Annotated in this window: 14 protein-coding genes; 11 read left to right on the top strand and 3 right to left on the bottom strand. The window is 71.4% G+C overall.

What is annotated here, in order from left to right; genetic code table 11:
* Window positions 1-29: 29 nt before the first annotated feature.
* Window positions 30-1490, bottom strand: coding sequence for a Do family serine endopeptidase (locus JGR68_RS12500; RefSeq protein ID WP_199362356.1), 1461 nt, complete (start codon window positions 1488-1490; stop codon window positions 30-32).
* A 577-nt stretch (window positions 1491-2067) separates the two neighbouring features.
* Here JGR68_RS12500 and JGR68_RS12495 point away from each other — a divergent pair.
* The 5 genes from JGR68_RS12495 to JGR68_RS12475 all read left to right on the top strand — a co-directional run bounded on the left by JGR68_RS12495 (window position 2068) and on the right by JGR68_RS12475 (window position 7317).
* Window positions 2068-4227, top strand: a complete 2160-nt coding sequence (locus JGR68_RS12495) for an adenosylcobalamin-dependent ribonucleoside-diphosphate reductase (RefSeq protein ID WP_199362355.1) — start codon at window positions 2068-2070, stop codon at window positions 4225-4227.
* An 80-nt stretch (window positions 4228-4307) separates the two neighbouring features.
* Complete coding sequence (locus JGR68_RS12490) at window positions 4308-4784, top strand: hypothetical protein (RefSeq protein WP_199362354.1); 477 nt, start codon at window positions 4308-4310, stop codon at window positions 4782-4784.
* A gap of 67 nt (window positions 4785-4851) precedes the next feature.
* On the top strand, window positions 4852-5661 hold the full coding sequence (locus tag JGR68_RS12485) for an NrdJb (protein ID WP_199362353.1): 810 nt from the start codon (window positions 4852-4854) through the stop codon (window positions 5659-5661).
* Between the two features lie 68 nt (window positions 5662-5729).
* On the top strand, window positions 5730-6824 hold the full coding sequence (locus JGR68_RS12480) for a hypothetical protein (RefSeq protein ID WP_199362352.1): 1095 nt from the start codon (window positions 5730-5732) through the stop codon (window positions 6822-6824).
* A gap of 28 nt (window positions 6825-6852) precedes the next feature.
* On the top strand, window positions 6853-7317 hold the full coding sequence (locus tag JGR68_RS12475; protein ID WP_199362351.1) for a YbjN domain-containing protein: 465 nt from the start codon (window positions 6853-6855) through the stop codon (window positions 7315-7317).
* A 45-nt stretch (window positions 7318-7362) separates the two neighbouring features.
* Here the strand turns inward: JGR68_RS12475 and JGR68_RS12470 are convergent, their stop codons facing one another.
* Window positions 7363-7635 carry a hypothetical protein gene (locus JGR68_RS12470; RefSeq protein WP_199362350.1) on the bottom strand — a complete coding sequence of 91 codons (273 nt, stop codon included), beginning with the start codon at window positions 7633-7635 and terminating at the stop codon, window positions 7363-7365.
* 105 nt (window positions 7636-7740) lie between these two features.
* On the opposite strand from JGR68_RS12470, the gene JGR68_RS12465 reads away from it, so the two are divergent.
* Window positions 7741-8133, top strand: coding sequence for a hypothetical protein (locus JGR68_RS12465; RefSeq protein ID WP_199362349.1), 393 nt, complete (start codon window positions 7741-7743; stop codon window positions 8131-8133).
* Here the strand turns inward: JGR68_RS12465 and JGR68_RS12460 are convergent, their stop codons facing one another.
* Window positions 8134-9306, bottom strand: a complete 1173-nt coding sequence (locus JGR68_RS12460) for a PQQ-dependent sugar dehydrogenase (RefSeq protein ID WP_199362348.1) — start codon at window positions 9304-9306, stop codon at window positions 8134-8136.
* A gap of 197 nt (window positions 9307-9503) precedes the next feature.
* On the opposite strand from JGR68_RS12460, the gene JGR68_RS12455 reads away from it, so the two are divergent.
* The 5 genes from JGR68_RS12455 to JGR68_RS12435 all read left to right on the top strand — a co-directional run bounded on the left by JGR68_RS12455 (window position 9504) and on the right by JGR68_RS12435 (window position 13990).
* A complete protein-coding gene (locus tag JGR68_RS12455) occupies window positions 9504-9902 on the top strand; it encodes an EF-hand domain-containing protein (protein ID WP_199362347.1) in 399 nt (132 codons plus the stop codon).
* A gap of 87 nt (window positions 9903-9989) precedes the next feature.
* The gene (locus tag JGR68_RS12450) at window positions 9990-10703 is read left to right on the top strand and encodes an HAD family hydrolase (protein WP_199362346.1); all 714 of its coding nucleotides are present in this window, start codon (window positions 9990-9992) and stop codon (window positions 10701-10703) included.
* Window positions 10704-10737: 34 nt separating this feature from the next.
* Entirely contained in the window at window positions 10738-11160 is a 423-nt protein-coding gene (locus JGR68_RS12445) for a copper resistance protein NlpE N-terminal domain-containing protein (protein WP_199362345.1), read from the top strand.
* Window positions 11161-11172: 12 nt separating this feature from the next.
* Complete coding sequence (locus tag JGR68_RS12440; protein ID WP_199362344.1) at window positions 11173-11649, top strand: hypothetical protein; 477 nt, start codon at window positions 11173-11175, stop codon at window positions 11647-11649.
* Between the two features lie 49 nt (window positions 11650-11698).
* Window positions 11699-13990 (top strand): heavy metal translocating P-type ATPase, encoded by a 2292-nt coding sequence (locus JGR68_RS12435; protein WP_199362343.1) that lies wholly within the window; start codon window positions 11699-11701, stop codon window positions 13988-13990.
* Window positions 13991-14010 lie beyond the last annotated feature (20 nt).

Below are 14010 nucleotides of genomic sequence, written 5' to 3'. Positions count from 1 at the left end.
TGTCTCCTTGGGGGATGGGGTGGGGTGGTTCATTCCATGACCAGGTTGCCCTGGCCTCGGCCACGCTGGATGCGCAGCACCAGCTGCGCGGGTGAGTCGGAGACCGCGGCGCGCAGCGCCGACAGGTCGGAGGTGCCGGATGCGCGTGCGCCGCCGGCGCCGAGGATGACGTCGCCCGCGCGCAGGCCATTGCGCGCGGCGCGGCTGGCCGTGGCGACCTCTTCGACCAGGACACCGGCCACGCCACCGCGGCGCAGCGCCTCGGGCAGCTCGGCGAAGCTGGCCCCGGCCAGGCGCGGGTCGAGCTGCTGGCCGGCGAGCACGCGCGGCTGCTCGCGCAGCGTCGCCTGCAGCTGTCGGGTGCTGCCGTCACGGCGCACGTCGAGCGTGACCCGCGCGTTCGCCGGCTGCAGGCCCTGGAAGTTGCGCAGGGTCTCGCTGTCGCCGATGCGCTCGCCGTTGGCCGCGACGATCACGTCGCCCGGCCGCAGGCCGGCTTCGGCGGCCGAGGAGTCCGCATGCACGCGCGTGACCACGGCGCCGCGGGTCCCGGCCGCCAGCCCCAGGCTCGCGGCCAGGCGGTCGTCGAGGTCCTGGGTGTCGATGCCCAGCGAGCCGCGGCGAACCTCGCCGGTGGAGGCCAGCTGCTGCATCACGTTGCGCGCCAAATTGGCGGGGATGGCGAAGCCCAGGCCGATGTTGCCGGCCATGCTGCCGCGCGGGTTGAAGCTGGCGGTGTTGATGCCGACCAGCTCGCCACGCAGGTTGACCAGGGCCCCACCCGAGTTGCCCGGGTTGATGCTGGCGTCGGTCTGGATGAAGTTCTGGAAGCCCACGCCCGGCACGTTGCTGCGGCCGACCGCGGACACGATGCCCGAGGTCACCGTCTGTCCGACGCCGAAGGGATTGCCCACCGCCACCACGAAGTCGCCGACCTGCAGCGCGCCGCTGTCGGCGAGCTGGATGGCCTGCAGCGGCTGGCCTTCGCCGGGCACCGGGATCCGCATCAGCGCCACGTCGGTGTCCGCATCGGAGCCGACGAACTCGGCGGTCATGGTGCGGCCGTCGGTCAGGGTGACCGAGACCTCGTCCGCGCCCTCGATCACATGGTGGTTGGTGAGCACGTAGCCGCGCGCGGCGTCGACGATCACGCCCGAACCCAGCGACTCGTTGATGCGTTCGTCCGGCACGTTGGGAAACATGCGGCGGAAGAAGGGATCGTTGGCGAAGGGGTTGTTGATCCGCACGCGCTGCCGCGAATGCACGCTCACCACCGCGGGCGTGACCCGGCGCAGCATCGGCGCCAGCGAGGGCAGCGCCTGGCCATCGACCACGGCGGGCAGCGACCCGGCCATCGGCACCGCGGCGACCGGCAGCGGTTCGGCGCGCGCCGGCGCCTCCAGTGCATCGCGCACGAAGGTGGCCGCGAAGCCCCCGAAGGCGGAGGCTGCGACGAGGGCAAGGAGCGTGGTGCGGGTGGAGGCGCGCATGTCGGACTGTTATCCCGGTTGGACGGTGGCTGACGTGTGAAAGCCGGGCGCTGGAGCGCCGCTTCGGCGGCGCCGATCGTAGCAACGGGATGCCGAATGGAGGCTGCGCGCCGCGCTGCGGGCGGCAGAGGGTTCCAGGCCGCGCGCCGGCTTCGCGGGATGTCCGGTGCCCCCCTACGCGCGCGGTCGGGTCGCGCATTGCGATGTGTCGCACGTCCGCTGCGGGGTGTGAACCGCGACACGGCTGGGGTCACGCGCCGGGGTCGCGCGAGCGATTGACTTCGGTCTGCCGCGGCCTTACGGTCTCACCTGTCGGCCACAAGATGTAGTGGTCGGCAGGAGAGGTTCAGCCCAGCGCTAGTTGTTGCCGGGCCGGCACGCCAACCATTGGGGGGTGGTTCGCATGCGTGACATGACGACTGGCCAGACTCGACACTGACGCACACACGGCATGGCGCGCCTGCGCGCCATGCGGCATTGCCGTCGGCGCGACCCGCAGCGGGACCGCGCCCGGCAGGACACGACCACCACGGCCGGTTCGCGCACGACCGGGCAGGATCAAGGAGATGGAAGCAGCATGAGCACGGTTCGCCTGGAGGCTGTGAAGAACACGATGGCTGGCACCGACCAGGACATCCCGATGCAGCCGGCTTCGGTCGACATCTGGGACAAGAAGTACCGCCTGAAGACCAAGCAGGGCGAGGCGCTGGATGCCGACATCGACGGCACCTGCCAGCGCGTCGCGCGCGCGCTGTCCGAGGCGGAAGAGACGCCCGAGAAGCGCAGGTACTGGAACGAGCGTTTCCTCTGGGCGCTGCGCCGCGGCGCGATCCCGGCCGGCCGCATCACGTCCAACGCCGGTGCGCTCGAGCACAAGCCCGCCACCAGCACCATCAACTGCACGGTCAGCGGCACCATCGTCGACTCGATGGACGGCATCCTGGAGAAGGTCCACGAGGCCGGCCTGACGCTGAAGGCGGGCTGCGGCATCGGCTACGAGTTCTCGACGCTGCGCCCGCGCGGCGCCTTCGTCGCCGGCGCTGGGGCCTACACGTCGGGCCCGATGTCGTTCATGGATATCTACGACAAGATGTGCTTCACCGTCTCGTCGGCCGGCGGCCGCCGCGGCGCGCAGATGGGCACCTTCGACGTGTCGCACCCCGACGTGCGCGACTTCATCCGCGCCAAGCGCGAGGACGGGCGCCTGCGCCAGTTCAACCTCTCGCTGCTGGTGACCGACGGCTTCATCGATGCGGTCAAGTCCGACGCCGACTGGCCGCTGGTGTTCCCGGTCAGCGCCAAGGAGCAGGGCGACATCGACCTGGCGGACGCCACGCAGGTGGTCTGGCGCGACTGGCCGCAGCACGCCGGCTACATCGTGCGCGAAGACGGCCTGGTGGCCTGCAAGATCTACGGCAAGGTCCGCGCGCGCCACCTGTGGGACATGATCATGGTCTCGACGTATGACTACGCCGAGCCGGGCTTCATCCTCATCGACCGCGTCAACGAGATGAACAACAACTGGTGGTGCGAGAACATCCGCGCCACCAACCCGTGCGGCGAGCAGCCGCTGCCGGCCTACGGCGCGTGCCTGCTGGGCTCGGTCAACCTGACCAAGTTCGTGCGCGATCCGTTCACCGACAAGGCCAGCTTCGACTGGGAGGAGTACCGCGAGGTGGTGCGCGTGTTCACCCGCATGCTCGACAATGTGGTCGAGGTCAACGGCCTGCCGCTGCCGCAGCAGCGCGAGGAGATCATGCGCAAGCGCCGCCACGGCATGGGCTTCCTCGGCCTGGGCAGCACGGTCACCATGCTGCGCATGAAGTACGGCTCGAAGGCGAGCTGCGACTTCACCGAGCAGGTCGCCCGCGAGATGGCGGTCGCCGGCTGGGAGATGGGCCTCGCGCTGGCGCAGGAGAAGGGTCCCGCGCCGATCATGGAGGAGCGCTTCACGGTCACCGCCGAGATGCTGCGCAAGCGCCCGGAGATGGCGAAGGACGGCTGGAAGGCCGGCCAGGAGATCCCCGGAAAGGTGCTGCACGCGCGCTACAGCCGCTACATGCAGCAGGTGGCCGGCGTGGCGCCGGAGCTGGTCGAGCAGCTCGCCGAGCACGGCGCGCGCTTCACCCACCACAGCTCGATCGCGCCCACCGGCACGATCAGCCTGTCGCTGGCCAACAACGCCTCCAACGGCATCGAGCCCTCGTTCGCGCACCACTACAGCCGCAACGTGATCCGCGAGGGCAAGAAGTCGAAGGAGAAGGTGGACGTGTTCTCGTTCGAACTGCTCGCCTACCGCCACCTGGTCAACGCCGCGGCGATGCCGTTCAGCGAGGACGCGGGCGCGCAGCTGCCGGAGTATTTCATCAGCGCCGACGACATCAGCCCGAAGGAGCACGTCAACGTGCAGGCCGCCGCGCAGAAGTGGGTCGACTCGTCGATCTCCAAGACCGCGAACGTGCCGACCGACTACCCCTACGAACAGTTCAAGGACATCTACCTCTACGCCCACGAGAAGGGCCTCAAGGGCTGCACCACCTTCCGCTTCAACCCGGCGGCGTTCCAGGGCGTGCTGGTCAAGGAGTCCGACCTCGCCGCCACCACCTACCGCTTCGAGCTCGAGGACGGGACCACGGTGGAGGCCAGGGGCAACGAGGAAATCGAGTACGACGGCGAGACCCACACCGCGGCAAACCTCTTCGACGCGCTGAAAGAGGGGTACTACGGCAAGTTCTGACCACGCCCGCGCGGCTCGCCGCGCGCTACATTCCGGCCTGCGGGCGCCCCGCCCGCGACCATGACGACGAGGCAAACACGATGAGCAACGGCAATGGGGTCGCAGCAACGCTCGGCAACGCCGCTGGAACCGTCGCCGAAAAGGCGAAGGACGTCGGCAGCACGGTGTCCAGGCGCGCGTCCAAGGCGGTGGAGCAGGTGAAGCAGGCCGCGGGCAAGGCGCAGAAGGCGGTGGTCGAGGGCACGGGCAAGGCCAGGAAGGCGGTCAGCCAGGGCACCGGGACCGCGAAGAAGGCGGTGGGCAAGCGCGTGGCGGGCGCCAAGCAGTCGCTGGCGGCGACCAGTGCCAGCGCGCGCGCCGAGGCCGCGGAACTGAAGCGCCGCAAGGCGGAAAAGAAGGTCGCCAAGAAGGCGGTGCGCAAGGCCGCGGCGAAGAAGGCGGTCGCCAGGACGGCCACGCCGCCGAAGCCGGCGGCCAGGACGGTCGCGGCGAAGAAGGCCGTCGTGAAGACGGCGGCCACGAAGAAGGCGCCCGCGCGCAAGCCCGCGGGCAAGTAAGACCCTCCGGCCTCCCCCGTCACCCGGGGGAGGAGCCGGCATCCCACGAATATCAGGAACACGCGTCATGGCCGTCAGGATCGAGAAGAAAATCACCGGGTACTCCGTCGCAACCGCCGATGGCGACAAGGCCGCCGCGCGCGCCGCAGCCGCCGATACCCAGGAGGCCGCCGTCGAGCGCCCTTTGGCCGAAGTCATCCAGATGCACGAGCGCATCGAGCGCCCCGAAGTGCTGGTGGGCAGCACCTACAAGATCAAGTCGCCGCTGGTCGAGCACGCCATGTACGTGACGATCAACGACATCGTGCTCAACGCCGGCAGCGAGCACGAGCAGCGCCGCCCGTTCGAGATCTTCGTCAACTCGAAGTCCATGGAACACTTCCAGTGGATCGTGGCGCTCACCCGGATCATGTCGGCCGTGTTCCGCAAGGGCGGCGACGTCACCTTCCTGGTCGAGGAGATGAAGGCGGTGTTCGATCCGCGCGGCGGCTACTTCAAGGCCGGCGGCGTGTACATGCCGTCGCTGGTGGCCGAACTCGGCGCGATCGTCGAGGACCACCTGAAGTCGATCGGCATGATCCACGACCCGGAGATGAGCGCCGCGCAGCGCGCGCTGATCGACGAGAAGCGCCGCCAATACGAGGCGCGCTCAAAAAAAAACAGTGACGCCGGCGTAGCCGCGGCCGATGCGGGTCCGGTGGGCGAGCTGCTCGCCGACCAGGGCGCCGACCGCAGCGGCGAGGACGTGGCCGTCACCGGCGAGGGCACCAGCTTCCCGCCATCGGCCACCATGTGCCACAAGTGCAGCACCAAGGCGGTGGTGGTGATGGACGGCTGCGCGACCTGCCTGAACTGCGGCTATTCCAAGTGCGGCTGAGCGCCGGCGCGCAGGCGTCCGGCTAGAATCACGCGTCGGGCGCGGGGGGCGCCACGGGGGACAAGACCATGGAACACATCCGGCGCGCCTGCGTGGCGCTGGCGCTGCTGCTTGCGCTCGCCTGGCCCGGTACGGCCGGCGCCAGGAAGAATCCGGCCCCGGCGGCGGCCGAACCGGTCCGCTGGGTGGCGCCGTGGCACCACGGCGTGGCCCTGCGCTACGCCAGCGAGGACTACGACGTGTCGGTCGGCGAAGCCGGCAAGGCGAGATCGCGGGTCACCGCCATCGAGACCATCCGCATCACCGGGGTGCTCGAGGACGGCTTCGTCCAGGCCTGGTCGTTCGACGACAGCCGCTACGAGCAGCTGGAGGGCGACGACGGCCAGGAGGCGCTGATGCGGCAGATCCTCGAGGCGCTGCCGGACCTGGTGCTGGAGGTCGAGCTGGACGCGACCGGCAACTTCGCCGCGCTCCGCAACCTGGACCAGCTGGCGGACAGCCTGCGTCCGGTGCTCCGGCCGGCCTACGACGCCGCCTTCGAGCGCGGGGTCCTCGCCGCGGGCGGCTGGCCGGATGGTGCGGAAGGCGAGGCGGCCAGGGCGCGCGGGCGCGAGTTCGCCGCCGGCATGGTTGAGCGCATGACCCGGCCCGAGGTCCTGGGCGCGCTCATGTCGCGTGATGCCCAGCAGTACAACGACATGTTCGGGGCCGAGCTCGCCGCGGGCGTGCCCTACGCGGTCGACATCGAGATCGACAGCCCCCTGGGCGGCGGCACGCTGCCGGCCCAGGTCACCCTGCTGATGCAGCCCGGCGCGCCGGGGTCGGACGAGGCCACCCTGGAGTGGACGACGCGGATGGACCGCGAGAAGTCGGCCCAGCTGGCGCTGGCGGCGGCCGAGCAGATGTACGGCATCGGCGTGTCGGCGGAGGACCGCGCGGAGGTCGCCGCCGACATGTCGATCGTCGACACCGGTCGCGCACGGTTCCGCCGTTCGACGGGGGTGACGCTGATGCTGGAGACCCAGCGCACGGTCGAGGCTGCCGGGGAGCGGCGCATCGAGCGCAGGCGCATGCGCCTGCTCGACGACGCCCATGGGCATGCCTGGCCGGACGACGGTGAACCCCGCCCGGCGGACCCGTCGGCCGAAGGCTCATTCAGCTAATCTGCGACCACCACAGGGGAGACACACGATGCACAGACTGACCGCGGGCCTGCTGGCCCCGCTGCTTGCGCTTGCCGCCGCACCCGCGCTGGCCGACACCGGACGGGGCGTTTCCGGCGCCGAGGCCATGGCCGTGCTGCAGGCGATGGAGCTGGAGCCGGAGATGCTCGAGGACAGCGTCGGCGACCCGATGATCCGGTTCCAGACCAACGGCCTCAATGCCTACCTGAACTTCTACGACTGCAACGCCGGACGCTGCGGATCGCTGCAGCTCGAGGTCGGCCTCGACCTGGAGAACGGCACCTCGCTGCAGGTCGCCAACGTCTACAACACCCGCTACCGCTACGGGCGGATGGTGCTCGACGACGAGATGGATCCGTTCCTGCACTACGACTTCGAAGTGCTGCACGCCGACCATGCGGCGCAGATCCGCAGCCAGGTCGAGATCTTCGGCCAGCTGCTGGGCGACTTCACCCGCAGCGTCGGCTTCTGACCGGTCGCCACCGGAGCGCGGTCGCGGTCCGGTGGCGACGGTGCATCAGGGGTCGCGCAGCGCCGGGAACTGGCGCGTCATGCGCACGCCGTCGGCCAGGCCCCAGCGGATCGCGATCCGCCGCAGGCGCGCGCGGGCGTGTTCTTCCAGATGCGCGGGGGCCAGCCGCATCACCGCATCGTGGCGTTCGGCCCAGGCGTTGGCATAGGCGAACAGGTCGCGATGCTTGAGCTGGAGGTCGGCCATCGCGTTCTCCAGTTCGGTGATGGCGCGATCGAGCGCGGCCGCCTGGTCATCGATGGGTGCTGCAATGGTCATCGTGTATCGCGTGAGGGCGTCGCGACCTACTATGGCAGCCTTTCGTGTTGGCGTGATGAACGGGCCCGCGGCTCCGCGCGCGCGCACCACCCCCGGGAGATGCCTGTGCGACCGATCCTGCTGCTGTTGCCGATGCTGCTCGCCGCGTGCGGACCCGCGCCGCAGGAGGCCGCGGCGCCGTCCGCCGCCGCGCCCGCGTCCCGGCTCGACTACCCGGGGAAACTGGGCATCCCGGTGCGCCTGGACATGTTGCCCGCGGCCGAAGGTGGTCGCGCGGGGCCGATCGCCGGCGCCTGGCGTGGAGAGGTCGCGTTCGATGGTGGCGCCACGGCGCGCTGCGGGATCGACCGCGGCGGGCTGGCGGAGCTGGTCCCCGGCAGCAGCCACGAGGTGCGGCTGATCTGCGCCAGCGCCGTGCAGCTGTCCGGGGACGGCCGCCGTGGCTTCCGCGTGCTGGAGGACGGACGCCCGGTCGCCTCGGGCGTCGTCCTGCCCTGATCAGCCGGCCGGCAGCAGCTTCAGCAGCCGTCCGCCTTCGCCGTCCTCGAGCAGCCACAGTCCGCCCTCGGGTCCCTGTTCGACCTCGCGGATGCGCTGTCCCATGTCGAAGCGCTCGGCCTCGCGCGCCGTCGTCCCGTCGAATTCCACGCGCACCAGCGCCTGCGAGGACAGCCCGCCGATCAGCGCGCTGCCCGTCCACTGCGGGAAGACGTCGCCGCTGTAGAAGACCAGGCTCGACGGCGAGATCACCGGCGTCCAGCCCACGGCGGGCGCGCTGAACTCCGGGCGGGTGTCATGGTCGGGAATCGGCGTGCCGTCGTAGTGGTCGCCGTTGGACACGATGGGATAGCCGTAATTGGCGCCACGCTCGACCAGGTTGAGCTCGTCGCCGCCGGCCGGGCCCATCTCCACGTCCCAGAGCCGGCCGCCGCCGTCGAAGGCCAGGCCGAGCACGTTGCGATGGCCCAGCGACCAGACCTCGGCCGCGACGCCGCCCTGCGCCGCGAAGGGATTGCCCGCCGCCGGGCGCCCGTCGTCGTCCAGGCGCAGGACCTTGCCCATGTTGGAGGCCATGTCCTGCGCGGGATCGAACTTCTGCCGTTCGCTGGAGCTGAGCCAGAGCTTGCCTTCGCCGTCGAAGGCGATGCGGTGGCCGTAGTGGCCGCGGCCATCGACCTTGGGGACCTGGCGCCAGATCACCTCGAGCCCGTCCAGGCGCGCGCCGCCGTCCTCGCCGGTCACCAGACGGGCCCGCGCCAGCGCGGCGCCGCGACGGTCGCCGCGGCCCGCTTCCGCATAGCTCAGGTAGACGATGCCGTTGTCGGCGAACCCCGGATGCGGCACGACGTCGCCGAAGCCACCCTGGCCACCGTAGTCGACGTCCGGCACGCCGGCGACGTCCTGGCTGGCGCCGCTCTCCACGTCGACCAGCTTCAGGCGACCCTTCTTCTCGGTCACCAGCAGGCGGCCGTCAGGCAGGAAGCTCATCGCCCAGGGCTCGTCGAACACCGCGATGACGTCGACCTCGAACGGCTGCCCCGCGGCGGCGGGCGCCGTCGCGCCATCGGCACCGGCGTTGGAGGCCGCGCCGGCGGCGGAGCCCGCGCTGCCGTTGCACGCGGTGGTGGCGAATGCGAGCGCCAGGGCGCTGGCCAGCAGGTGCGGTTTCATCGCGATGGACTCCGGGACCGTGTCGGAGCCCCAGTATCGTGCAGGCCGCCGCCTCGCGCACCCGTGCCTAGCGTCCCGGCGGCCGCGAGTGGTTAAAGCGGCGTTTCCCGCCGGTCCGCGCAGCGGATGCGGTTAATGCAGGGGATTGCAGGGTGTGGACCCGGATGCCCCCGCATCCGCCCTGAGGAGATTCCCCGATGAAGAATGCAACCATGCCGATCGCCGCCGTCCTCGCCCTCGGTGCCGCGCTGGCCATGCCCGTGGCCCTGGCCCAGAGCGCCATCACCCCCGAGGTCCGCGCCGCCGAAGACGCGGCCGTCGAATCGGCCGCGACCGCCCGGCAGGCGCAGGACGGCACCCCGCAGACCCAGGACGCGACCCAGACGCAGGCCCCCACCACCGACGGGCAGCCCGCCGGCCGCCAGCTCGGCTGGAACGACGTCGATGCCGACGGCAACGGCACCATTTCCCGCGAAGAGTCCGCGGCGCTGCCGGCGCTGGCGGCCGTGTTCGACGGCGCGGATGCCGATGGCGACGGCGAGCTGACCGCCGACGAGTACCGCAGCCACGCGGCCAAGGCCGGCGGCCAGGACTGACCGCCCGGCCGCCGCGCGCGGCCACCCATATCGTGCACGACGGCGGCAGGGATGCCGCCGTCGTTGCCGTTCAGGGATAATCGCCCGATGCCCCGCATCCGGATGGTCGGCTTCGACGCCGACGACACGCTCTGGCGCAGCCAGGACTACTTCGACCAGGCCCAGCGCGATTTCGAAGCCATCATCGCCGGCTACGTCGACGGCGACCCGCGCACCAGCGAACGGCTGTATGCGGTCGAGAAGGCGAACCTCGCCGTGTTTGGCTACGGCGTCAAGGGCATGGCGCTGTCGATGATCGAGTCGGCGATCGACATCACCGCAGGCCGCATCAGCGGCGCCGACGTCCATCGCATCGTCGCGCTGGCCAAGACGCTGCTGCGCCATCCGGTCGAGCTGCTGCCCGGCGTGCGCGAAGCGGTGCAGGCGGTGGCGGCCAAGGTGCCGGTGGTGCTGATCACCAAGGGCGACCTGTTCCACCAGGAGGCCAAGGTGCGCGAGTCGGGCATGTCCTCGCTGTTCCGGCGGATCGAGATCGTCAGCGAGAAGGACGTGCCGACGTATCGCCGCCTGCTCGAGGAGTTCGAGGTGGCCCCGGCCGAGTTCGTGATGGTCGGCAACTCGCTGTGCTCGGACATCGCGCCGGTGCTCGAGCTGGGAGGCTGGGGCCTGCACCTGCCCTACCACCTGACCTGGGAGCACGAGCGCGAGGCCACGCTGTCCGCCGGCGACCAGGTGCGCATGGCGACGCTCGGATCGGCGGCCGAACTACCCGCGGCACTGCGGTCGATCCTCGCCGCCTGACGCGGAGCGGTTGCGCCTGCGGCACAATCGACGCATGCCACGCCTCCACGCGCTCCTGGTCGCACTGCTTGCCGGCGTCGCCGCGGGCTGCGTGCGCGAGCCCGATGACGCGGGGACGGCTCCGCCGGTGATCGGCGAGGGCGCGGCGGAATGGCGCGGGCGCCTGCCCTGCGCCGACTGCGAGGCGATCGATACCCGCCTGGTCCTCGAGCGGCAGGCCGGCCGGGACCGCTACCGGCTGGTCGAGGTGTATGTTGCCGTCGACGGCAGCCAGAGCTTCGACGAAGCGGGCGAATGGCGGCTCGACGGCCAGCTGCTCAGCCTCGAGCCGGGCACCGGCGGGCTGCGCCGGTATGCCCTGGTCGGCGGTGGCGCGCTGCAGGTCCGAGATCCCCAAGGGCAGGTGTTCCCGGGGCGCGAACACGACCTGCTGCTGCCGGTTGGCCGGCACCCCTGACGCGGAGACCGCATGAACCTTCGATACCCGCTGCTGCTCGCCTGCCTGCTGTGGCTGCTCCTGCCGCTGGCCGCGCTGGCGCAGGACGTCCCGACGCAGGACGCCCCGGCGACGTGGACGCCCGCCACCGGCGACGCCGTGGTCGATGCCCGCCTCGGCGACATCAACCGCTATGCCGGCCGCTATCCCGACGCCTTCGTCGACGAACTGGTGCGCTATTTCGACGCCCCGCGCCCGCTGCTGGAGGACCTGCTCGGCCGCCAGGAACGCGTGCCCGGCGACCTCTACTACGCCTGCGCGCTGGCGCGGGTGTCCGGCCGCCCCTGTCGCGGCGTGATCGAGGCCTGGTCGGCCGGGCACCCGGACGGCTGGCAGGGCATCGCGAGCGACTTCGGCGTCGAGCCTGGCAGCGCCCGGGCCAGGCGGCTGCGCGAGGGGATGGCCGACAGCTATCGCCGGTGGGGCCGGCCGCTGCCCACGGACGGCTGACCCCGGGCCGCCTTGACCTTCCAGCGGTGGGAAGGTCTAGGCTGTCCCCATGGACAGACAGCAGCAGGAAAAGGCGCGCGGCCCGGCCGGCCCGCCCATCGAACTCGCCATCGAGGGCATGACCTGCGCCTCCTGCGTCGCCCGCGTCGAGCGCGCGCTGCAGGCGGTGCCGGGCGTGACCACGGCCGCGGTGAACCTCGCGACCGAGCGCGCGACGGTGCATGGCCCGACCGACTCCGTGGCCCTGCTGGCCGCCGTCGGCAAGGCCGGCTATGCCGCGCGCGCCCTCGACGCGAGCGGACCGCGCGACGACGCGGCCGAGTCCGCGAGGCGCGAGGCAGAAAGCGCGACCCTCAAGCGCGACCTGCTGCTGGCCGTGGCCCTGGCCCTGCCGGTGTTCGTGCTGGAGATGGGCGCGCACCTGGTGCCGGCCATGCACCACTGGGTGGACCAGGGCCTGGGCCTGCAGCGCAGCTGGCTGATCCAGTTCGCGCTCACCACGGCGGTGCTGGTCGGGCCGGGGCGGCGCTTCTACACCGCCGGCATCCCGGCGCTGCTGCGGCTGGCGCCGGACATGAACTCGCTGGTCGCGGTGGGCACGCTCGCGGCCTGGGGCTATTCGCTGGTCGCGACCTTCGCGCCGCGGCTGCTGCCGGCGGGCACGGTGAATGTCTATTACGAAGCCGCGGCGGTGATCGTCGCCCTGGTGCTGCTGGGCCGCTGGCTGGAAGCGCGCGCCAAGGGCCGCACCTCGGAGGCGATCAAGCGCCTGGTGGGCCTGCAGCCCAAGCTCGCCCGGGTGGTGCGCGACGGCGTCAGCGCCGAGATTCCCATTGGCGAAGTGCGGCCGGGCGACCTGGTCGAACTGCGCCCCGGCGAGCGCGTGCCGGTCGATGGCGCGGTGGTCGAGGGCCGCAGCTACGTCGACGAATCGATGATCACCGGCGAACCGGTGCCGGTGGAGAAATCAGCCGGCGCGGCCGTCGTCGGCGGCACCGTGAACCAGCAGGGCGCGCTGACCCTGCGCGCGACCGCGGTCGGCGCGCAGACGGTGCTGGCCCAGATCATCCGCCTGGTGGAGCAGGCGCAGGGGTCGAAGCTGCCGATCCAGGGCATGGTCGACCGCGTCACGCTCTGGTTCGTGCCGGCGGTGATGCTGGTGGCCCTGCTGACCTTCGTCGCCTGGATGCTGTTCGGCCCGGAGCCGGCGCTGGGGCTGGCGCTGGTGAACGCGGTCGCGGTGCTGATCATCGCCTGTCCCTGCGCCATGGGCCTGGCCACGCCGACCTCGATCATGGTCGGCACCGGCCGCGGCGCCGAGCTCGGCGTGCTGTTCCGCAAGGGCGAGGCGCTGCAGCTGCTGAAGGATGCCGCGGTGGTCGCCGTGGACAAGACCGGCACGCTGACCGAGGGGCGCCCGGCGCTGACCGACCTCGAACTGGCCGAAGGTTTCACGCGCGGCGAGGTACTGCGCCTGGTGGCCTCGGTCGAGTCGCGCTCGGAGCATCCGATCGCGCGGGCGATCGTCGCCGCGGCCGAGGGCGAAGGCATCGCGGTGCCGGAGCCGGGCGATTTCGCGTCGGTCACCGGCATGGGCGTGCATGCGCGGGTGGACGGCCATCGCGTCGAGGTGGGCGCGGACCGCTACATGCGCGCGCTGGGCCTCGAGGTCGATGCCTTCGCCGCGGTGGCCGCGCGCCTGGGCAGCGAAGGCAAGTCGCCGCTGTACGCCGCGGTCGACGGCCGGCTGGCCGCGATCATCGCGGTGGCCGACCCGGTCAAGCCCGACACCCCGGCCGCGATCGCCGCGCTGCATGCGCAGGGGCTCAAGGTCGCGATGATCACCGGCGACAACGCGCGCACCGCCCAGGCCATCGCCGCACGCCTCGGCATCGACGAGGTGGTTGCCGAGGTGCTGCCCGAAGGCAAGGTGGAAGCGGTCCGCCGGCTCAAGGCCGAACATGGCCGCCTCGCGTTCGTCGGCGACGGCATCAACGATGCGCCCGCGCTGGCCGAGGCCGACGTCGGCCTCGCGATCGGCACCGGCACCGACATCGCCATGGAAGCGGCCGACGTCGTGCTGATGTCCGGCAGCCTGCAGGGCGTGCCGAACGCGATCGCGCTGTCCAGGGCGACCATCGGCAACATCCGCCAGAACCTGTTCTGGGCCTTTGCCTACAACACCGCGCTGATTCCTGTGGCGGCCGGCGTGCTGTATCCGGCCTTCGGCATCCTGCTGTCGCCGATCCTGGCGGCGGGCGCGATGTCGCTGTCGAGCGTGTTCGTGCTCGGCAACGCGCTGCGGCTGCGGCGCTTCCAGGCGCCGGTGGTCGCGGCATGAGCGGCGCGCCCGGGCTGGCC

The organism is Luteimonas sp. MC1750, from assembly GCF_016615955.1.
Classification (GTDB): domain Bacteria; phylum Pseudomonadota; class Gammaproteobacteria; order Xanthomonadales; family Xanthomonadaceae; genus Luteimonas.
Note: the sequence above shows the minus strand (reverse complement) of the source record. Positions and strands in the feature narration are given on the sequence as shown.

Bases quoted from the DNA above. Each gene is read 5' to 3' on its own strand.
- JGR68_RS12500 (WP_199362356.1), bottom strand. From the start codon at position 1,490: ATGCGCGCCTCCACCCGCACCACGCTCCTTGCCCTCGTCGCAGCCTCC.
- JGR68_RS12495 (WP_199362355.1), top strand. From the start codon at position 2,068: ATGAGCACGGTTCGCCTGGAGGCTGTGAAGAACACGATGGCTGGCACC.
- JGR68_RS12490 (WP_199362354.1), top strand. From the start codon at position 4,308: ATGAGCAACGGCAATGGGGTCGCAGCAACGCTCGGCAACGCCGCTGGA.
- JGR68_RS12485 (WP_199362353.1), top strand. From the start codon at position 4,852: ATGGCCGTCAGGATCGAGAAGAAAATCACCGGGTACTCCGTCGCAACC.
- JGR68_RS12480 (WP_199362352.1), top strand. From the start codon at position 5,730: ATGGAACACATCCGGCGCGCCTGCGTGGCGCTGGCGCTGCTGCTTGCG.
- JGR68_RS12475 (WP_199362351.1), top strand. From the start codon at position 6,853: ATGCACAGACTGACCGCGGGCCTGCTGGCCCCGCTGCTTGCGCTTGCC.
- JGR68_RS12470 (WP_199362350.1), bottom strand. From the start codon at position 7,635: ATGACCATTGCAGCACCCATCGATGACCAGGCGGCCGCGCTCGATCGC.
- JGR68_RS12460 (WP_199362348.1), bottom strand. From the start codon at position 9,306: ATGAAACCGCACCTGCTGGCCAGCGCCCTGGCGCTCGCATTCGCCACC.
- JGR68_RS12455 (WP_199362347.1), top strand. From the start codon at position 9,504: ATGAAGAATGCAACCATGCCGATCGCCGCCGTCCTCGCCCTCGGTGCC.
- JGR68_RS12450 (WP_199362346.1), top strand. From the start codon at position 9,990: ATGCCCCGCATCCGGATGGTCGGCTTCGACGCCGACGACACGCTCTGG.
- JGR68_RS12445 (WP_199362345.1), top strand. From the start codon at position 10,738: ATGCCACGCCTCCACGCGCTCCTGGTCGCACTGCTTGCCGGCGTCGCC.
- JGR68_RS12440 (WP_199362344.1), top strand. From the start codon at position 11,173: ATGAACCTTCGATACCCGCTGCTGCTCGCCTGCCTGCTGTGGCTGCTC.
- JGR68_RS12435 (WP_199362343.1), top strand. From the start codon at position 11,699: ATGGACAGACAGCAGCAGGAAAAGGCGCGCGGCCCGGCCGGCCCGCCC.